16 protein-coding genes and 3 pseudogenes are annotated in these 18,397 nt (G+C 52.7%); 9 read left to right on the forward strand and 10 right to left on the reverse strand.

Going from position 1 to position 18,397, the window contains the following annotated elements; genetic code table 11:
• Positions 1 to 154: 154 nt before the first annotated feature.
• From J4E53_RS09885 to J4E53_RS09900, 4 genes are all read left to right on the forward strand, one after another.
• Positions 155 to 325 (forward strand): YhfG family protein, encoded by a 171-nt coding sequence (locus tag J4E53_RS09885; RefSeq protein ID WP_003199786.1) that lies wholly within the window; start codon positions 155 to 157, stop codon positions 323 to 325.
• Positions 325 to 924, forward strand: a complete 600-nt coding sequence (locus tag J4E53_RS09890; RefSeq protein WP_103308884.1) for a putative adenosine monophosphate-protein transferase Fic — start codon at positions 325 to 327, stop codon at positions 922 to 924. Before J4E53_RS09885 ends, J4E53_RS09890 begins: the two co-directional genes overlap by 1 nt.
• Positions 890 to 1,738: a metallophosphoesterase gene (locus tag J4E53_RS09895; RefSeq protein ID WP_371919217.1), complete on the forward strand. Its 849-nt coding sequence runs from the start codon at positions 890 to 892 to the stop codon at positions 1,736 to 1,738. The genes J4E53_RS09890 and J4E53_RS09895 overlap by 35 nt, the downstream gene beginning before the upstream one ends.
• Positions 1,739 to 2,186: 448 nt before the next feature.
• Positions 2,187 to 3,530 (forward strand): hypothetical protein, encoded by a 1,344-nt coding sequence (locus J4E53_RS09900; protein ID WP_103308886.1) that lies wholly within the window; start codon positions 2,187 to 2,189, stop codon positions 3,528 to 3,530.
• A gap of 1 nt (position 3,531) precedes the next feature.
• Here the strand turns inward: J4E53_RS09900 and J4E53_RS09905 are convergent.
• Positions 3,532 to 4,671 (reverse strand): annotated as a pseudogene (locus J4E53_RS09905) (DUF4113 domain-containing protein); the annotation flags it as partial.
• A 2-nt stretch (positions 4,672 to 4,673) separates the two neighbouring features.
• On the opposite strand from J4E53_RS09905, the pseudogene J4E53_RS09910 reads away from it, so the two are divergent.
• Positions 4,674 to 4,882, forward strand: a pseudogene (locus J4E53_RS09910) (pyocin activator PrtN family protein).
• 57 nt (positions 4,883 to 4,939) lie between these two features.
• On the opposite strand, the gene J4E53_RS09915 reads toward J4E53_RS09910, so the two are convergent.
• From J4E53_RS09915 to J4E53_RS09930, 4 genes and pseudogenes are all read right to left on the reverse strand, one after another.
• Positions 4,940 to 6,166, reverse strand: coding sequence for a PP_RS20740 family protein (locus J4E53_RS09915; RefSeq protein WP_146042623.1), 1,227 nt, complete (start codon positions 6,164 to 6,166; stop codon positions 4,940 to 4,942).
• A 5-nt stretch (positions 6,167 to 6,171) separates the two neighbouring features.
• Positions 6,172 to 8,148: an ATP-binding protein gene (locus J4E53_RS09920; RefSeq protein ID WP_103308888.1), complete on the reverse strand. Its 1,977-nt coding sequence runs from the start codon at positions 8,146 to 8,148 to the stop codon at positions 6,172 to 6,174.
• A 12-nt stretch (positions 8,149 to 8,160) separates the two neighbouring features.
• On the reverse strand, positions 8,161 to 9,213 hold the full coding sequence (locus J4E53_RS09925) for a DNA cytosine methyltransferase (protein WP_103308900.1): 1,053 nt from the start codon (positions 9,211 to 9,213) through the stop codon (positions 8,161 to 8,163).
• Positions 9,214 to 9,298: 85 nt separating this feature from the next.
• Positions 9,299 to 10,332, reverse strand: a pseudogene (locus J4E53_RS09930) (site-specific integrase).
• A 158-nt stretch (positions 10,333 to 10,490) separates the two neighbouring features.
• Between J4E53_RS09930 and dusA the strand changes: the two are divergent.
• Together dusA and tal are read left to right on the forward strand one after the other, a co-directional pair.
• Positions 10,491 to 11,510, forward strand: a complete 1,020-nt coding sequence (dusA, locus tag J4E53_RS09935) for a tRNA dihydrouridine(20/20a) synthase DusA (RefSeq protein WP_103308889.1) — start codon at positions 10,491 to 10,493, stop codon at positions 11,508 to 11,510.
• A gap of 177 nt (positions 11,511 to 11,687) precedes the next feature.
• Complete coding sequence (gene tal, locus J4E53_RS09940; RefSeq protein ID WP_092197315.1) at positions 11,688 to 12,614, forward strand: transaldolase; 927 nt, start codon at positions 11,688 to 11,690, stop codon at positions 12,612 to 12,614.
• A gap of 200 nt (positions 12,615 to 12,814) precedes the next feature.
• On the opposite strand, the gene rssC is transcribed toward tal, so the two are convergent.
• The 3 genes from rssC to J4E53_RS09955 form a co-directional block, all read right to left on the reverse strand.
• Complete coding sequence (gene rssC / locus J4E53_RS09945) at positions 12,815 to 13,297, reverse strand: anti-sigma factor antagonist RssC (protein WP_025212773.1); 483 nt, start codon at positions 13,295 to 13,297, stop codon at positions 12,815 to 12,817.
• A complete protein-coding gene (gene rssB / locus J4E53_RS09950; RefSeq protein ID WP_060738389.1) occupies positions 13,297 to 14,478 on the reverse strand; it encodes a two-component system response regulator RssB in 1,182 nt (393 codons plus the stop codon). Before rssB ends, rssC begins: the two co-directional genes overlap by 1 nt.
• A 346-nt stretch (positions 14,479 to 14,824) precedes the next feature.
• On the reverse strand, positions 14,825 to 15,514 hold the full coding sequence (locus J4E53_RS09955) for a VacJ family lipoprotein (protein ID WP_103308890.1): 690 nt from the start codon (positions 15,512 to 15,514) through the stop codon (positions 14,825 to 14,827).
• A 201-nt stretch (positions 15,515 to 15,715) separates the two neighbouring features.
• Between J4E53_RS09955 and J4E53_RS09960 the strand changes: the two genes are divergently transcribed.
• Together J4E53_RS09960 and J4E53_RS09965 are read left to right on the forward strand one after the other, a co-directional pair.
• Positions 15,716 to 16,336, forward strand: a complete 621-nt coding sequence (locus J4E53_RS09960; RefSeq protein ID WP_103308891.1) for a phosphatase — start codon at positions 15,716 to 15,718, stop codon at positions 16,334 to 16,336.
• A 109-nt stretch (positions 16,337 to 16,445) separates the two neighbouring features.
• Positions 16,446 to 16,709, forward strand: coding sequence for a DUF4404 family protein (locus tag J4E53_RS09965; RefSeq protein ID WP_060738392.1), 264 nt, complete (start codon positions 16,446 to 16,448; stop codon positions 16,707 to 16,709).
• A gap of 183 nt (positions 16,710 to 16,892) precedes the next feature.
• Here J4E53_RS09965 and queF read toward each other — a convergent pair whose 3' ends face one another.
• Together queF and J4E53_RS09975 are read right to left on the reverse strand one after the other, a co-directional pair.
• Positions 16,893 to 17,723 carry an NADPH-dependent 7-cyano-7-deazaguanine reductase QueF gene (gene queF, locus J4E53_RS09970; RefSeq protein ID WP_060738393.1) on the reverse strand — a complete coding sequence of 277 codons (831 nt, stop codon included), beginning with the start codon at positions 17,721 to 17,723 and terminating at the stop codon, positions 16,893 to 16,895.
• Between the two features lie 61 nt (positions 17,724 to 17,784).
• Positions 17,785 to 18,306, reverse strand: a complete 522-nt coding sequence (locus tag J4E53_RS09975) for a plastocyanin/azurin family copper-binding protein (RefSeq protein WP_103308892.1) — start codon at positions 18,304 to 18,306, stop codon at positions 17,785 to 17,787.
• Positions 18,307 to 18,397: the final 91 nt, after the last annotated feature.

Consider the following 18,397-nt stretch of genomic DNA (forward strand, 5'->3'; position numbering starts at 1 on the left):
TACACTGGATATAAACACAGTATTTTGAGATGCACCGCAATGCAAGCGCCATTGGTCAATTCAACACCTGCCATGAGTCGCCCTGACCATGACGTAGGCCATGCCGGTGGGATGGGCTATAATCGGCCAACCAACGCGATTGAGGTCCAGCCCCATGGGCAATGTCAGCCTTGAAACCAAAAAGGCCTATGCCGCCAGGACGCGCAGATCCAACTACGCGGCTAGCCTGCGCCTGGAAGGCTTCAAAACGACCTTCGCGGACGGCGAACGCAAAATGCCAACGCGCGAAGAGGTCTTGAAGGCCTTCACCCAGACCAGAACCTGATGGCTGACAAATATGGAGTCGGCGAAGACGCTTATTGCTACCCCGGCTCCACGGTCCTTCGCAACAAGCTCGATATTCGAGATGAACCAACCCTAAGCGAAGCCGAACAACAACTCTCGGCCATCGCAGCGGACAACGTCGAATTCAGCCCTCCTCCCTACAGCCTGGCCTACCTTCAAAACATTCATCGAGTTCTCTTCTCGGACCTGTTCGAATGGGCCGGAGAACTGCGCACCGTTGGCATGTCCAAACAAGCCACCCGCTTTTGCCAACCCCAGTACATGCAAGCGGAAGCCAACAAGATCTTCATGAACATAGCGGCGGCCAACTGGTTCGAGGGCATGGAGCGGGCCGAGCTGATCGTCGCCGTTGCAGAGGCCTATTCCGACGTCAACGTCGTACACCCCTTCCGCGAAGGCAACGGTCGTGCGCAACGCATCCTGTTTGAACACCTCATCATGAATGCCGGGTTTGAAATCAGTTGGTGGGGGATTGAGAAGGAGGAGTGGATCTGCGCCAATATCGCGGCTTATAACTGCGTCATGGAGCCTATGGAGCAGGTTTTTGAGAAATGTATTGGGCAAACGATTCAACTTTGATCGCCTCGACATCACCCTGCTCAGCGCCTTACGGAGCATTCCGTCAAAGTGCTACAGTTGTCAGCAACTAACATCTGCTAAAGCACTAAAAATGCTCACAACAAAATCCTTCCCACCCAACGAAAAAGGTCGTGACTTTGTAGTGGGCGACATTCACGGGCATTTCACGCTTCTGAAAAAAGCCTTGAGCAAAGTAAATTTCAATACCGAAGCAGACCGTATCTTTTCTGTGGGCGACCTCATCGACCGAGGCCCCGACTCTACAGATGTACTGAATTGGCTTGAGAAACCATGGTTCCATGCCGTGCGCGGCAATCATGAGCAGATGCTCATTGACTGCATCTCCGGCCACGGGAATATACCTAGGCATATCCGAAATGGTGGGGCCTGGCTCTACGAGTTACAACCCACTCTCCAACATGAACTCCTGCAAGCCTTGCAAGCGCTTCCGCTGATCATTGAAATCAATCTATCAAGCGATAAAACAATTGGAATAGTACACGCCGAAGCGCCAATTATTAAAAGTAACGATGACTGGCAAGAAGCAAAGAATGCTATTAGCGGAAAATCTGGAAAGTCGAATCAACGACAAGCCCTGAAAACAGCGCTGTATGCCAGGAAAAAAATCGAGTGGCAAGACCACTCTTCCATCAATGGAATAAGCCAGCTCTATGTAGGGCACTCAACCGTACCCGGGGTCATGAGACTGGGCAATGTCATCTATATCGATACGGGCTGTGGATTTGCTGATGGCGCGTTAAGCCTGATAGAAATCCAATTCGAAACCGTCGTGAGCACCCGCATGAGCGAGTGAGGTCAGGGCGGGGGGTTATTACTCTGAATGCCGGAGTACGAGCGCCCTCTCATTCACGCCAACCCAGGCCTGATAAACTGTGCCCCTTTCACAATTTGCATCCGATCCCCATGCCCCTAGAACATATTCCATCACACCCTCTCTCTCGGCACTTCAACGTGGCCCCGATGATGGATTGGACAAACTAATCGCTAAACACATCGATTTACTGGCTCCCCGGTGACTGCCCTACGCTTCCCGTAGCAAATTTGAAGCAATCACATCTGAATACGTCTCAGCTTTTTTGCACCACGCAGCTGCTTGAAACTCATCGACTCTAGGACATAGGACGTTGAAATCGGATATCTTTCCTTAGGCGGTCGACTTATCGACCTAAAAATGGCATTGATTTAGATTATGGTCTAAACCAAATCCATGACTTCTTCATTAATATCTTGTGAGATCTGTTATGCGGATAATTTCAAAACAGCGCTTCAACGCCTTCGCCGCATATTGCAAAACCCCTTTGACCGTATTAATAGGCGACGAACTACAATGGTATGAAGCCGATAATTCTAGAATCCTAGCAGCAATTATACGAGACAAACCAGATAAAGAGTACACTGGAATAATTTTAGCTCGCGATGAAAAACAACGTTATCGCTGGATTTCTTCAACCGCATTCTTCAAAACAAAAATTTTGGCACGCTCAGCTCTTAGACATAAAATTTCTGAAATCATACCAAACCTTGAGCGACTTCGAACTCAAGGTGACAACGATAAGAAACCCGTAGACTTTTTTACGCCTTTGGAGAAAACCAAACAGCCTCTTAATCAATCGTTCCTTTCTCTCACAGAGCTTGAGGGATACTCCCCTGCTAAGGCTATTATAGAACCTATGATGCGTTGGCACGAGGATGCCGACGGGAATTTTGTCGAACAATTCCAAACTACGGGATTTGACTCGCGGATATGGGAACTATATTTATTTTCATTATTTTCTGAAGCCGGTCATGCTATAGACAAAACCAAGGCAGTCCCGGATTTCTGTTGTACGGGTTTGGCGGGCGACTTCTGTGTCGAAGCTACAACTGTAAATCCCTCAAAGGACAAAAAAGGCAATATTGTTCCGCCTCCTGAGATTGAGAGCGAAGACCAATTTAGGGCAGCGTTACGTGATTATTTCCCAATTAAGTTTGCTGGCCCGCTAACTGAAAAACTACGCAAGCGCTACTGGCAGCTACAGAACGTGCAGGGAAAACCCTTCGTCCTAGCAATACAGGATTTCCACACGCCTGCGGCAATGACTCTCACTCGAGATGCTTTGCCGGCCTATCTGTATGGTGTTCGCCCACTTGAAACTCCGACGCCCGGAAATTTTATTGAGCGCATTGAAAATCATCAATGGGGTAAAAAAATAGTTAAATCAAATTTTTTTGGACTGGATGACGCTGAAAATATCAGCGCAGTGATTTTCAACTCGAGCGCGACAATTTCGAAATTTAACAGAATTGGTCTCCAAGCCGGATTTGGATCTAACCGAACTAAAATCTTAAGATACGGAACTGCATACAAGAAACGTAACGAAATGCAAAGCATAGAGCATTATTCCTACTATGTATCAGAGAGCTCTGCTACTGAACAATGGGTCGAGGGGCTCGATGTTTTTCACAATCCACGCGCCACTCACCCCCTGCCTATGCACGCTCTACTAGGAGCCAGTCACCATTATCTAAAAGAGAACGGAGAAATTGAAAGCTGGCTTCCTGAGTGGCACCCTATCCAGTCCTTTATTCGCATAGAAGTTGGATAACTTATTTACACTCAACAATCCACAACTGATCTAGCTTAGTGGTAAAGCTACGGCTTATCATCATCCGTCGCATCTGCCAAGCTGGATCAATAGGCACGCTAGCGGGGCGAAGCGTTCCCCTTCCCCAGCGCCCGTTGACCTTATCTAACACTTCCATTAAGTTCGTGATATCGGCAGGTTGAGTGGTGGCGAATAAATCGTCTGTGTATTCTCCTATCTTACAGAAATTCATTAATAGCACTTCTGCCTTGCTGTACTCCCTGAAGACACGTTCGAGCGCGTCCATCGCAGCCTTGGTCAGCAGCCGCACATCATCGGTGGGGTACGGCAGGTCAATCAGTACCCCGTTGGCATACTTCGCCTCCTTCGGATTGAACATGCCCGTGCGGATGCTGACGCGGATCTTCTTGCAAAGAGACTTTTGTGCCCTGAGCTTTTCCGAGGCCCGCATCATGTAAGTGGCCACCGCCTCCTTGATCGGTGCCGGCTCCGTGAGTCGCTTGCCGAACATCCGGCTACAGCAGATCTCCTGCTTCGTCGTGTCTGGCTCGTCCAGCTCCAGACACGACGTGCCGGCCAGCTCACGGGAGGTCTTATCGATCACCACGCTGAACTTATTACGCAGCGTCCACGGGTCGGCCTTCGCCAGGTCCATCGCAGTTTTGATACCCATGGCGTCCAGATGAAGTTTCATCTTGCGACCGACGCCCCAGACTTCGGACACGTCGGTGTTGCGCAGCACCCAGTCGCGCTTGAACGGGTCGCAGATATCGACCACGCCGCCCGTTTGCACCTGGAGCCGCTTGGCGGTGTGGTTCGCCAGGTTTTTGGTGTGAGCGGCCCCTACCCCGACCGGGATGCCTGTGCAGCGCAGCACGTGGCTACGGATCTGGCGGCCAAACGCATCCCGGCCATCAATGCCGGTCATGTCCGCGAAGGCTTCGTCGATGCTATAGACCTCAACAGCCGACACCAACTATTCAATCAGCGTCATCACGCGCTCGCTCATGTCGCCATAGAGCACGTAATTCGACGAGAACGGGACGATGCCGTGTTTCTGCAGCTTGTGCTTGATCTGAAAATACGGCTTGCCCATTTTCACATAAGGCTTCGCGTCGTAGCTCCGAGCGATCACGCACCCCAATCAGTCAGGTGTGTAGTGACTATATGGGTTTGACGGTTGAAAAATTCAAACTAAAGTGCTTATCGGGGGAGATTGATATACCGATTGTGCGATTGGGGCAGACTCTCAAAAAGCTGCACTCGGTGTACATCTGGTCGATTTAGCAAACTATATTGATCGACAGAGAACGAAAGCCATATCGGACCATGACAAGCTAATGGGAAGATAACACTAACTGACTGCTAGAGCAGGGCATGGATTTAAACATCCATACCCGCTCTCTAAGTTAACCCCGCACCGCTAATAGTTGCTTCACCTTGAGGTGTTCATCTCTAGCCCAAGCTACATAGCTATCCACATCGTACCGCGCAGATTTCATTAGGTTTACAGACGAACGAAGGGCTTCTTCAAAAGCTTCATCATTTGCAAGATGCTTATCAACATCTACAATTTTAGAGATCGAGTCAATGACAGACACTCGACACTTACTGACAGCAATCTCTGCATCTTCACTATTTAAGTTAACTCCCCCAGCAAGACCGAATGCATCAACTGCTCTCGTCGGCATTTTCGTACACCAAAAACCGAAGGATATCATATCGCAGGCAGACTCAGGATCGAGTAATACATTGTAGCCAAACAGCTCTAACATTTTAGATTTATACGCAGGTGTTTCTGCAGTCAACGCACTAAGAACCCACTTACCTATTCCTGCGCTTACTAAATTATTAAAGGAAGCTGGACCTACTTTTGAAACATCTATACGGCGATCAACCAGCACACCTTCACCGAATATCTTAAGCTCCATGCACTTATCATAAACAGCTTGATCTACATCAAATATCTCTTCCAGGACCTTTACAAAACGCTCAAAGGTCTCAGCATGAACCATATCCTTGTTTGTACGTGTGGTAATAAAAAACAGCCAATCTTCGGTGCGATTGTCAGCTTGATACCTTAACAATTCAAACAACGCTTTATAATAACTGCTTTCATTTTCTATCGGCGGCGATTCCAGAAAACTTCCGCACAAATCAATGTTAATCACATCATACGTTCGAGCTTGCTTGATTACTTTCTGATACGCAATCGAGGCTTTATTCGATAACCGCTCCAGCTGATCCCGATAAACATCGGAGGAAGGATCGATATATTTAAGGCCGCGCAGCTCGTCAAGAGATATAAGCTGATCCATCGTGGACTCTTTATCCTCAACCGCTATAGCGTTCAGACCTGTAAATCTAATGCTAATTTCTTTTTCGGCGCAAGCGGTGTAAAGCGATCTTACATCTAATAGATCCGGCCCGGGAAGACTTAGGTACTCCAACGACCTTGCTTTAGATTTGATATCCAAAGCATTCACCAGACTAACTATGACACTATTCCACTGATTACTTCTAATGTATTGCTTCCTCGGCTTATGCCAAGGTAAAAACTTTGTCTTCAAAGAAACTTTGGCATGAGCAACATCATCATAACCAAGATCCGACTCCAGCTCGTCACCGCGATCCATGCCTATCATTTCTTAATATCCAAGAGAAAGATTCTACCAATGGCACCTATAAGCTTCTCTACTTCTGACGGACTCAAGCTCGACAGCAGTCCATACGATTCCAGAATATTAGCAACTGCAATTAGTTTTTCCTCATGCAGTCCCATTCTAGCTTTTTCCGTACTGGTCACGGGTCGAGTCGAAGAGAACACAACACTACGCTCAATACTTACCGTACCAGGATCATCCAAAAGCGAAGGCTGCTCACCTTTTGTAGATGAGTAGAAGCGAACTTTTCTAGTTTCTGTAAAATAGTCAACTACGGAATTTATATTTTCTTTGATCTCATCAATTTTTGCTTTATTTCTTACCGTAGCATCGTCTTTGTTCAGAGCTTTACTTTTACTCATAAACTGACGAAGAGCGTTATGCATCCATTTCTTCAAATATTGATAATGAGGATGAGCAATATTAAATGACTCCCGATCGATATTCAGAGCCGAGTCCAGTCCTTTTATAGCAAAAACCTCACCAGTAAGCTGTCTCAACCTGGTTTGCTCTGATATCTGATATTCCAAAAAAGCATGATCAAATAGAGTGCCATTCGCGCCATTAATACGAATAAGGCACCCATTATGCTCTAATGGAACAACCTTATGATTCCACAGCATATAATACTCAAACTCTAGTTCACCACCTCTATAGCTTTCAGGAACGCTGCTTAGCGAAGGACTAGCACTACCCACAAACATCAACTGGCCTTTTTCTCGATCTGCTTTCCCTGCGATAGAAATTGGTCTACGCAACTCTACATCGTCAATAATTACCAGAAACGGAAGTTCGCTTTCAGTGCGCTTAGCAGAAAAACCCAGTTTAGATTCGATTGTTTCAGAGTCGGCCAACTCAACTTTTGTCGCGGCGCTGCCTCGCCCTCCATTGCTAATTAAATAAACATCAACATTGTCAGCCGCTTTAACATCAAAAGGGTGCTTTTCGATATACTGAACTGGTACTGAAAGACTTATCGACCATATCATCCTCAGATATTCGTCCAAACACTCCTTAAGCTTAACATTACCCCGCTTCGCATCCACCGTCAGCTGAGAAACTTCTGATACAAGTTTCTTAAACCTCTCTAAAGGATTGTCTTCTGGCGACCAAGGCAATTTCGCCGTGGTGATGAGTCTCTCGGAATCTGCAGGGTCTACCTCACCTATGTGAAAATCTGGTACCCGAGGTAGCTCCTTAAGTTCATCTTCAAGTTCAAACTCAACCTCTTCAACTTCGTCGCCTGCTTGTCGCTCATATTGTATAGCATTCCAAAGCAATTTGGATTGCAGACTCTCTCGAACGAAAGGACGCACCTTAAGCAACGTAATTTCCGTTCCAGAATGTTCTATATCCTCGGCCGGAACATATGTAATTTCGGCCTTACCTGTAACATACGTATCCTCATCCACATCAGCAAGAACTTCGGACTGAGGACGTAAAATTATATCGCAAACCAGTCGTTTATTAGCGCCCTTGACCTTTGAAACTATCACTATATGGTGGGTGATCTGTGATACGGAAAACAAACCAATACCTAGCTTACCGATTAATCGCCGACCGTTAGGACTTAAATTCTTATCAACCTCACTAGTAACATCATGAAACTTACCTTCCTTACTGCGCTTTAAACTACCGCCAATATTACAGATAATGTGCGCCAAGGTACTTTCATCTAATCCATGACCATTATCTCGAACGACTATCTTTGAAAAACGCGGAGCGTCGGTGAAAACTCTGACCTCTGTCGCATCCGCATCATAAGAGTTCGCAATTAACTCACGCAACGCCGATGCAGGCTCTCGATAAATACCGTCTGTAATTCTAGCAAAAACACGCTCATTGGTTTTTAACGTCGCTACCACAGGCTCGTCATAAAACTTTGTATTTGATAATTGCTTCCGAAGCTCCAGCTCCTCGTCGGACAAGTTGTTTTTTCCGCTGATGTCTTCCATAACCGTCTCGCCCTACAATACTTGTTCCATGATGGATTGCGCTATTTTTTCCGCAACCGGAGGTGGCACAGCATTAGAAACCTGCTTAACTTGTTGACTCATGTTTCCTTCTAAAACATATTTAAATGGAAACCCTTGCAACTGCATAGCCTCATAAATACTTAGACGTCGTTTACCGTTAGGATGTACATGTATCTCACGATTCCCATACGCCACTGTACGACTAGGCTTGGTCCAGTCTAGCTGAATAAATGAACGTCCACCGACGGGCATGACTCCGGTTTCAAAACGCTTTGACTTCGGCTGCGATGTCCAATGATTCTGGTGATACGGGATCGACTCTGGAACTAATTTGCTTGTTAGATAAACGGGGTCGGGCAAATCACTAATGACATCACCTACGACCTTTTCCTTCAGAGGGGATGGCGGTGGAAAAGAAAACTCACTCACGCCAGAGCTCTTACACACACCGACTATAAATAATCTTCGACGAGCCTGCGCAACCTGGTAATTACTAGCATTTAACTCTCGCTCATAAATATTAAAATTCTGAGAAAGCTCTTTACGCAATCCCTCTAAAAAACTTTTATTTTTTTGAGCTCGAATCTCTGGCACGTTTTCAAATACAAAAAATTTGAGACCGAAATTTTCATAAAAAGAATTCACGATCGCGGCATATTTTAGAGCTAATTGATTCCGAGGATCTTCCGCATGCCGCCCTACATTCCCTCGAGAAAAGCCCTGACAGGGGGGGCCGCCAATGATGCCAGAAATCTCCGGACTTTCACCACATGACTCAACAATAGAATCACATAACTGTTCTACACTTGTAGCTAAAAGGTCTATTACACGTCCTAGATTTCCAGGATGATTTCTATTGTATGTTTTGATTGCCGCAGCGTCATAATCTGCTGCGTAGCAAACCTCAAAACCAGCGTTAGTAAAACCTAGATCAAGACCACCGGCGCCGCAGAATAAACTAACTACTTTATGGGAATTAGATGAGAGGCTGTTGCCTTCAGTCTTTTTTTCTACTATAGCCATATCAGGGACTGAAGCTTCCATTAAATAAACCCGCTCACAAAATAGGGCCTTATACCACATTTAGCAGAGGCGCTCAATTCGATACATCGAGCTCCATGCACCAGAATCATGATTGAATCGCTGCTTTAAGCCATGCCCATCCCTTGTAAACATCTCCCCGGCCACGTAAATGCGTGTATCTTCGGAGCGAGTTCCAGTCCCGATGACCCGACACGCTCGATACTCGGGGAATATCCCAATCCATCTCGAACAACCGACTCACTCCTTCATGCCGCAGGTCATGAAAATGAAGATCCTCGATACCAAGGAGTGGACAGGCCCGTGTAAAGGCCGCGAACACAGACTCAGCGTTGTATGGAAAATCGCCCTTTCGACCTTAGGCATGCTGTGCAGAATAGCCCAGGCTTCGTCAGGCAAATGACACCAGACGTCATTACCGATTTTCTGCCCAGGGCTCTTCATGTCTCGCACAAGGATGGCCTGCCCCGAGCAGTCGAGGTCATCCCAGCGAATCCGGGTAATTTCCTCCTGCCGACGTGTCGAAAAGAGAGCGAACGCGATTATTTTTGGCATGGGAATCGAGTTATTACCCCGAGTCCGCATGTCGAAGTAATGCTTCATCAGCTTGTCCAACTCATCAAGAGAAGGCCGGCGATTGCGTTCTTTGCTCTTAGTGACCATTCCGAGCTTTCGCAATACCTTTCGAGCGTCAGTAATGGCAAGCGGATCTATCTCATAGCCCCAGGCCGGCCTAGCAACCGAAGTACAGCGCCTAGGTGCGATAGATCATTCCCGACTGTCTGCACCTGGACACCGCCTCCCTCCTTGCCCATCCGCCATTGTGCAAACTCCACTAGCTTCTGGCTATTCAGCGCCGAATCATCAGCCTCACCGAGCCAAGTCTCCTTAATCGCCGTTAGGGTTGCTCGCTTGGTCTTCCCCAGCGGACGGATCTTCTCGTACTCGTCCGTACTGGTCGATCATCTTCTTGATTGTCACACCCTTGCGGTTCGCACGTTCGATAGCACCTGGCGCGGCAAGCTCCGTTTCCCGACGCTTGATCCACGCCTGAGCCACCAGCTTGCGGTCGAAGGTTTGGCTTTCCTGATAAACTGTCTTCCCGTCCCAATTGATCCGAATCTACGCCGTGTAAGTCGTCGAATTGTCCTTGCGCTTGCGTGATGTGATCGTGCCCATATCCAGTTGCTACATTGCCGAGACCGGTTGCTACAATGTAGCAGCCGCTTTCCAAAAACAAGGAAAATGGGTAAAAACCGCTGTATATAAGATCAGTATTAATGAAACCAGAAAAACCTGAAGCCCTCGTAAACACTGGATCATCCCACTCCGAGCCGTCCCGCCGCTTCTCCGTCGCCCCGATGATGGATTGGACCGACGCCCACTGCCGCTTCTTCCTACGCATCCTATCCAAACACGCCCTGCTCTACACCGAAATGGTCACCACCGGCGCGCTGCTCAACGGTGACCACGAACGCTTCCTGCGCCATCACCCATCCGAACACCCCCTGGCCCTGCAACTGGGCGGCAGCGTCCCTGCCGACCTGGCCGCCTGCGCCCGTATGGCCCAGGAGCACGGTTACGACGAGGTGAACCTCAACGTCGGCTGCCCCAGCGACCGGGTGCAGAACAATATGATCGGCGCGTGCCTGATGGGGCATCCGGGGTTGGTGGCCGATTGTGTGAAAGCGATGCGTGATGCGGTGTCGATTCCGGTGACGGTCAAGCATCGCATCGGGATCAATGGGCGGGACAGTTACGAGCAGTTGCGTGAGTTCGTCGGGACGGTGCGCGAGGCCGGTTGCACGAGTTTTACCGTGCATGCGCGGATTGCGATTCTGGAGGGGCTGTCGCCGAAGGAGAACCGCGACATCCCGCCGCTGCGTTATGACGTGGCCGCGCGGTTGAAGGCGGATTTTCCGGAGTTGGAGATTGTGCTCAACGGTGGGATCAAGACGCTGGAGGCCTGCCACGAGCATCTGCAGACGTTCGACGGTGTGATGCTGGGGCGCGAGGCTTATCACAACCCGTATCTGCTGGCCGAAGTGGATCAGCAGTTGTTTGGCAGCACCGCACCGATCATCACCCGGGCCGAGGCGCTGGCGCAGTTGCGGCCTTATATTGCCGATCACCTGGCCGCTGGCGGGTCGATGCATCACATTACCCGTCATGTGTTGGGGCTGGGCACCGGGTTTCCGGGGGCGCGGCGGTTTCGGCAGTTGTTGTCGGTGGACATCCACAAAACCAAGGATCCGTTGGCGTTGCTGGATCAGGCAGGGCAACTGCTGGAAGGGCGTTAACCGTCACTTGCTTTGAACCTGCACGCTGTTTTGGCATCGTATCTACCGATACCGCCCCGGCCTTTCAAACAGCCGTTTTCAGGTTGTTGCCGCTGGGGCCGTCGATACCTCTTCACGCCCTTGAGTGGCTGCCGGCCCTCGGGTAATGTCAACGGACCCATAGGACAGAGCACGCTCATGACTTCCAAGCTGGAACAACTCAAACAATTCACCACCGTCGTGGCCGATACCGGCGACTTCGAGGCCATTGCCCGCGTCAAACCCGTGGACGCCACCACCAACCCTTCCCTGCTGCTCAAGGCGTCGGCCATTCAGGGCTATGCCGAGCAACTGAACGCCTGCGTGGCGGACTGCAAGGGCGATGTGGGCCTGGCCAGCGACCGTTTTGCCGTAGCGGTCGGGCAAGAAATCCTGAAAGTGATCCCGGGGCGTATTTCCACTGAAGTGGACGCGCGCCTGTCGTTCGACACCGAGGCCATGTTGAAGCGTGCGCATCGTCTGGTCGACCTGTACGAAAAGGCCGGTATTGGCCGGGATCGGGTGTTGATCAAGATTGCCTCCACCTGGGAAGGCATTCGTGCAGCCGAACAGCTGGAGCGTGAAGGCATCCAGTGCAACCTGACGCTGCTGTTCTCCTTCGCCCAGGCCGCGGCCTGTGCCGATGCCGGGGTGTTCCTGATTTCGCCGTTCGTGGGCCGTATCTACGACTGGTACAAGAAAGCCAATGGTAACGACTACACCGGCGCGGATGATCCGGGCGTGCAGTCGGTGACGCGCATCTACAACTACTACAAGGCCAACGACTACAAGACCGTGGTCATGGGCGCGAGCTTCCGCAACCTCAACCAGATCGAGCAACTGGCCGGGTGCGACCGCTTGACCGTCAGCCCGGACCTGCTGGAAAAACTCGCCGCCGACGAAGGCAAGCTGGAGCGCAAGCTGGCGCCAGGGCAAGCCGGAGAGGCGCGCTTGATCCTCGACGAAGCGCAGTTCCGCTGGTTGTCCAACGAGGACGCCATGGCGACCGAGAAACTGGCCGAAGGTATTCGTCAGTTTGCCCGGGACCAGGAGAAACTGGAGGCGTTGCTGCAAGCCAAGCTTTGAGCTGATTCAGCCGGCATGCAAAAAGGGCGAACCTGGTTGGGTTCGCCCTTTTTTATGCGGCTTGGCTTAAGCAATGTGGCGGGTCGGCAAACGCCATCGCGAGAAAGCTCGCTCCCACAAGGGATGTCAGAACGTCAAAAAACCTGTGGGAGCGAGCTTGCTCGCGATAAAGCCGGTGCAGCCTACACAAAGCCCAAGACTCAAGGCCGCTCCAGCGCATTCACCAGATCATGGAACGCTTCACGATTGGAGTCGTTGAGCCCCATGAGGATCTTGTGGGCTTCAAGCACCTTGATCCGCACTTCCTCTTCGGACTGATCCTGGTCAGGCAGGTCGTCCAGGCATTCCGGACACGGCACAGGGTCGCCCACGATGTTGAACACCTGGTCGAAGCCCATCGATTGCAGCAGACGGGTGATGTCGTTGTGGGTGGTGACGACGGTCGGCAGCAGGCCGACCTTTTGCCGCGACAGGATCGACAGCTTGGCCAACAGGCCCAATGTGGTGCTGTCGATGCTGCGGGTTTCGGTCAGGTCGATCACGATGGCGCTGAAGTTCAGCGCGGTGAAGATCCGCTCAATAGTCGCATCCAGCGCCGAACACAGGGTCAGGCGCACTTCACCGACAAACTTCAGGACGAAGGTGCCGTCCTGCTCGGCGAACTGGATTCTACCGGTACTCATCAAAGGTTCCTGCTCAACACTAACAGGGCGATATCATCCGGCATCTCCCCGAGCGTGGCTAATCCAAACACTTGACGCAAGCCTTCCAGGCTGCCGCCCGCTGCGCTTACCCGTTCAGGCAAGGCCGCTTCTTTCTCTTTGAGTGTAGGTTCTGTCAAAAGGTCCAAAATGCCATCAGACATCAGCGTCAGGCTGAATGTCGGTGGCAATTCCAGTACGTGGTCTTCGTAGGTGGCCTCGTTGAACAGGCCCACCGGCAAACCACGCCCTTCCAGGTAACGAACACTGTCTGGCGTATACAACACAGGCAACGGCAGGTGACCGCCGATGCTATAGGTCAACAAACCAGTCTCCTCGTCGATGACTCCACCGACCATTGTGACGTGTTTGCCCAGCTTACAACTGATCAGGCCTCGGTTGATATGCCCAAGGACTTCCGACGGCTTGAACTCTGGCAGCGTGCCATTGCGCTTGGATTCGAACAGCAGCCGCGTGGTCATGAATTTCAACAGCACCGTCACGAAGGCCGAGGACGCGCCATGGCCGGAAACGTCCGCCAGGTAGAACGCCACTCGCCGCTCATCGACGCGGAAATAGTCCACGAAATCGCCCGACAGGTACAACGACGGGATGATCTGGTGGGCAAAACGGAAATCGTCGACGGTCCAGGGACTGACCGGCAGCATGTTCATCTGCACCTGGCGCCCGGCGTTCTGGTCTTCCTGCAACAGGTTCAGGCTGGCTTCCAGCTCGCGGTTGGCGGTTTCCAGCTTCTCGCGGTAGCGCTGGTTTTCCACCAACAGCCGCGAACGGTCCAAGGCCCGGCGCACCGAGTGCTCGAGCACCGCGAGGTCTTCAAGGGGCTTGATCAGGTAATCCGCCGCGCCCAGGCGCAATGCCTCGACTGCGTCGTTCATCACGCCCGCGCCCGACACCACGATCACCGGGGTCTGTGAGGAAAGCTCGGTCACCTGGCGAATGAGTTCGAGTCCGCCCATCTGCGGCATGCGCAGGTCGCAGATGACCAGGTCGGGCTTGTCTTGCTCGAATACCTGAAGACCCTGTTGGCCATTGCTGGCCTGCAGGACGCTGAAACCACTGTCTTCCAAGTAGGCTGCGAGACTGGCTCGCACCACTTCGTCATCATCGATTATCAGCAGCGTGGCACTGGTTTTTGGCATGTGGGCAAACGGCGCCAGAATTAGGTTGGCGTAGCGGGCTGGGCGGTCTGGCCTGGCACGCACTACTGGATTCGCTTTCTAGCCTCTCTGTCGTACCGGCGTCAGGCCTTTGCCCTACACGCCCTTACATCAGAGGTGCCCTTCTAAGGCGCAGACGGTACTCCCATCCGCGGGGCGTTTCAAGCTCATGCAGATAGCCGCTTGCCGTCTTTATTTGTCAAAGCACAGAGAGTTATAAGAACCGAGCGAAGCGTAACTCAATGGAAGGATCAAACCCGCTCAAACACGACGCCAAAGCACAGAAGGCGGCCTTTTGGGCCGCCTTCTGTGGTTTTACAAATCGAAATCAAAAATCGTCTTCGACCTGACCGTCCTTGACTTTGAATTCGCGGTTCTGCAGGTAGGCATTGCGGATGAAGACGTATTTGTCGCCGCTCACCATCTTCTCGGCCGACAACAGGCTGGCGCGGGTATCGACGATGTTCAGGCCGTGAATGGAGTTACGCACCGAGACGTTATCGATATAACGATAAGGAGCGGTGTAGTCATCGACCAGCTTGGCCGGTGCGTCACGCAGGGTGCTTGGCCCCAGCAGCGGCAGCATCACATACGGACCACTGCCCAGGCCCCAGTAGCCAAGGGTCTGGCCGAAATCTTCATCGCTGCGCTGCAGGCCCATCTGGGTGCCCACGTCAAAGAAGCCCAGCAGGCCGAAGGTGGTGTTGAAGATCAACCGGGCGGTGTCGACCCCGGCGGCGGCCGGCTTGGCCTGCAACACGTTGTTGGCCAGGTTGCCGACGTCGCCGATGTTACGAAACATGTTGTGGATGCCGTCTTCGAGGAACTGCGGCGTCACGTATTGATAACCCTGGGCCAGTGGCTTGAGCGCATAGGTATCGACGGTGTCGTTGAAGGTGAAGATTGGACGGTTGATGCTTTCCCAAGGATCTTCTTCCGTCGCGGCCTGAGTGGCGAACGGAACCAGCAGGACACAAGCGGAAAGACACAGCTGAGCTAGACGATGGCTCCAGCGCATAGGGAAGAACTCCTTGGATTATTCAGGCAAGGGCGCCGAGCCCAGGCGGTAAGCTGGCTAGTATAAGACGGAACGCGTGGATAGGCAGCACCGAAAAACACCCAGGCCGTAGGACTTTTCCGCAACTGGCAGCCTTCATCTCACTGTCACCGGACTGTCATCGGAGCCCATTAGGCTGCTGGTTATTTCAAGGACGTTCCCATGCCCCGCGCCGAAGCCCTGCCCCTCCCCGTCCCCAGCCTGACCGCCGTACTGTTTGGCCTCAGCGGATGCCTGGTGGATTTCGGGGCGCGCATTCGTCAGCCAGGGGCAGCACCAGCGGATCACGCCCAGCCGACACCCGGAGCCCTGGAAAGCCTGCAACGCTTGCAACATCTGAATATCCCCTGCGCCTGGCTCGACGAATTGCCTCCCGCCATCAGCCATAGCCTGGCGGCTTCATTGCCCACGTCCATCAAAGCGCCGCAACTTCCCGCAACAAATTATCCATGGCCAGCACCGCATGCCTGCTGGCAAGCGCTGATGGCGCTGAACGTCCAGCAGTTGGACGGCTGCGTGCTGGTCAGCGGCGAACCGCGGTTGTTGCAGTCAGGGCTCAATGCAGGTTTATGGACGATCGGACTGGCATCCTGCGGCTCTTTGTGTGGCCTGGCGCCCGCCGAGTGGCAGGCATTGAGCCAACAGGCGCGGGAAACCAAACGCGCCAAGGCCACCGTGCAATTGTTCGGCCTCGGGGTGCATTCAGTGATCGATCACTTGGGCGAGCTCGACACTTGCCTGGCCGATATCTGCCTGCGCCGCATTAAAGGCGAGAAGCCCTGACCGGGATCATGCAGGGCGCGTCAGTGTGGATTACTCTTAAGGCAGGCCATGGACTTTTGACGCAGCGTCGCGGTCCATGGCTGTGCCTATCAATAAAGGGAGTACGCCAATGCCTGCCCGCGAATTGCAAGACCAGCTCAACACACTGCGCGAGCAATTGGACCAGAATCCACCCCTGTCCGAAGCCGAACGCGCCGACCTGCAGGCGCTGATGGAACAGATCGAATTCGAGCTTGAACTGGAAACCCAAACACAGGACACCAACCTCGCTGACAATGTGAACCTGGCCGTCGAACGCTTCGAGCTGGAGCACCCCACGCTGGCCGGGACCTTGCGCAACATCGTGCAAGCCTTGGGCAACATGGGGATCTGAACCCTTCGCATGCAAAAAGCCCTGCTATATAGCAGGGCTTTTTAGTTTCACGTGCCTGCAATGCATCCCCTGTGGGAGGGAGCTTGCTCGCGATAGCGGTGTATCAGCCAACCTCAATGTTGGAGGTGCTGCCCTCATCGCGAGCAAGCTCGCTCCCACAAGAGCTCACTTCCACAAGAAAATTTACTGACGGACCAGGCGGTGGTTCGGCAGTTGGACATCTTCGGTACTGCGATACGGGTTGATGTCCAGCCCACCACGCCTTACATACCGCGCATACACCGTCAATTTCTCCGGTTTGAGCAAGCGCTGCAGGTCGAGAAAGATTCGTTCCACGCATTGCTCATGGAAATCGGAATGCTGGCGGAAGCTGACGAGGTAGGCCAGCAGGCTGGCCGGGTCCAGGGCAGCGCCGCGATATTCCACCGCCACGCTGCCCCAGTCTGGCTGGCTGGTCACCGGGCAGTTGGATTTGAGCAGGTGGCTGTGCAGGCTTTGCTCGACGATGCGTGAAGCATCGCAGCGCAGCAGCTCCGGGCGCGGGTGTGCGTAGGAGTCGACGCTGATGTCCAGATCGTCGATGCAGGTACCGGGCAGCGCCACGATGCCTTCACGCTCCACGTCCTTGAGGCTGCGGATTCGCACACCCACCGCCTTGCCGGCCGCAGCCGACAGGTCCTGGCGCAGGGTGGCTTCCAGGCTCGCGGTGTCGGCGAACGGGGTCTGGTTCAAGGAGTTGAGGTACAGCTTGAAGGATTTGGACTCGATGATATTCGGCGAATCCGCCGGAATCGCGAATTCACCGATGGCCACCACCGGCTTGCCGGACGGCAACAGCCACGACAGCTCGAAACAGTTCCAGAAATCCACGCCCTTGTACGGCAGGGTCTCGGCCGTCAGGCCCAGTTCCGCCCATTTCGCGGTGCGCGGGATCGGGAACAGCAGTGACGGCGTGTACGTGGCGATGTATTCGCTGGATTTGCCCAGCGGCGAATGTTCGGCTGCGGGATGCATGACGGAAACCTGACTGAAGAATCAGCGGATTCTATCAGCCTTTGCCGCAGCCTTTGAGTGCTTACTGACTGACTGTCAGGTCGCCCTTCATCCCGGCCTGGTAGTGACCGGGAATATTGCAGGCAAACTCCAAGCGCGTGGCCTTGCTGAAGGTCCAGGTCAGCTCGGCGGTCTTGCCCGGCTCCACCAACACGCTGTTGGGGTCATCGTGGCGCATGCTCGCCTGGTCGTGGCCCATGGCGGCATGATCCATCCCCGGCTTCATCGCGGTTGGCATCAACTGGCCGCTCTGCTGCATCTTGAGCATTTCCTGTTGATGGTCGGCGTGCATGGCCGCGTTGCCCAGGTTGAACTCGTGGAGCAACTGGCCCTTATTGATCAGCACGAACCGAACCGTCTCGCCGGCCTTGATATCAAGGGCTCCGGGATCGAACGTCATATCGCCCATCACCACGTCAATGCTGCGACTGGCCTTGGCCGCCGGCGCGGGCTGGCCAAAATCGAAATGACCGGGCGATGCCCACAGCGGCGCACTGAGGGCCAGTGCACAAGCAGCCAGGATCAAGCGGTTTCCCATCAACATGTCCATACTCCAATCGGATTCAGCGTGTGGGAAACTCTATCGCTGCAGCCCTGCCAGTCGGCTGACAGCTCGATTACAACTTTGTCAGGTT

It is taken from the genome of Pseudomonas sp. FW305-28, from assembly GCF_017351395.1.
GTDB classification, from domain to species: domain Bacteria; phylum Pseudomonadota; class Gammaproteobacteria; order Pseudomonadales; family Pseudomonadaceae; genus Aquipseudomonas; species Aquipseudomonas fluorescens_AA.

Excerpts from the sequence above, each read along its gene's own strand:
- J4E53_RS09885 (WP_003199786.1), top strand. The coding sequence starts at position 155 with ATGGGCAATGTCAGCCTTGAAACCAAAAAGGCCTATGCCGCCAGGACG.
- J4E53_RS09890 (WP_103308884.1), top strand. The coding sequence starts at position 325 with ATGGCTGACAAATATGGAGTCGGCGAAGACGCTTATTGCTACCCCGGC.
- J4E53_RS09900 (WP_103308886.1), top strand. The coding sequence starts at position 2,187 with ATGCGGATAATTTCAAAACAGCGCTTCAACGCCTTCGCCGCATATTGC.
- J4E53_RS09915 (WP_146042623.1), bottom strand. The coding sequence starts at position 6,166 with ATGGATCGCGGTGACGAGCTGGAGTCGGATCTTGGTTATGATGATGTT.
- J4E53_RS09920 (WP_103308888.1), bottom strand. The coding sequence starts at position 8,148 with ATGGAAGACATCAGCGGAAAAAACAACTTGTCCGACGAGGAGCTGGAG.
- J4E53_RS09925 (WP_103308900.1), bottom strand. The coding sequence starts at position 9,213 with ATGGAAGCTTCAGTCCCTGATATGGCTATAGTAGAAAAAAAGACTGAA.
- dusA (WP_103308889.1), top strand. The coding sequence starts at position 10,491 with ATGAAACCAGAAAAACCTGAAGCCCTCGTAAACACTGGATCATCCCAC.
- tal (WP_092197315.1), top strand. The coding sequence starts at position 11,688 with ATGACTTCCAAGCTGGAACAACTCAAACAATTCACCACCGTCGTGGCC.
- rssC (WP_025212773.1), bottom strand. The coding sequence starts at position 13,297 with ATGAGTACCGGTAGAATCCAGTTCGCCGAGCAGGACGGCACCTTCGTC.
- rssB (WP_060738389.1), bottom strand. The coding sequence starts at position 14,478 with ATGCCAAAAACCAGTGCCACGCTGCTGATAATCGATGATGACGAAGTG.
- J4E53_RS09955 (WP_103308890.1), bottom strand. The coding sequence starts at position 15,514 with ATGCGCTGGAGCCATCGTCTAGCTCAGCTGTGTCTTTCCGCTTGTGTC.
- J4E53_RS09960 (WP_103308891.1), top strand. The coding sequence starts at position 15,716 with ATGCCCCGCGCCGAAGCCCTGCCCCTCCCCGTCCCCAGCCTGACCGCC.
- J4E53_RS09965 (WP_060738392.1), top strand. The coding sequence starts at position 16,446 with ATGCCTGCCCGCGAATTGCAAGACCAGCTCAACACACTGCGCGAGCAA.
- queF (WP_060738393.1), bottom strand. The coding sequence starts at position 17,723 with ATGCATCCCGCAGCCGAACATTCGCCGCTGGGCAAATCCAGCGAATAC.
- J4E53_RS09975 (WP_103308892.1), bottom strand. The coding sequence starts at position 18,306 with ATGTTGATGGGAAACCGCTTGATCCTGGCTGCTTGTGCACTGGCCCTC.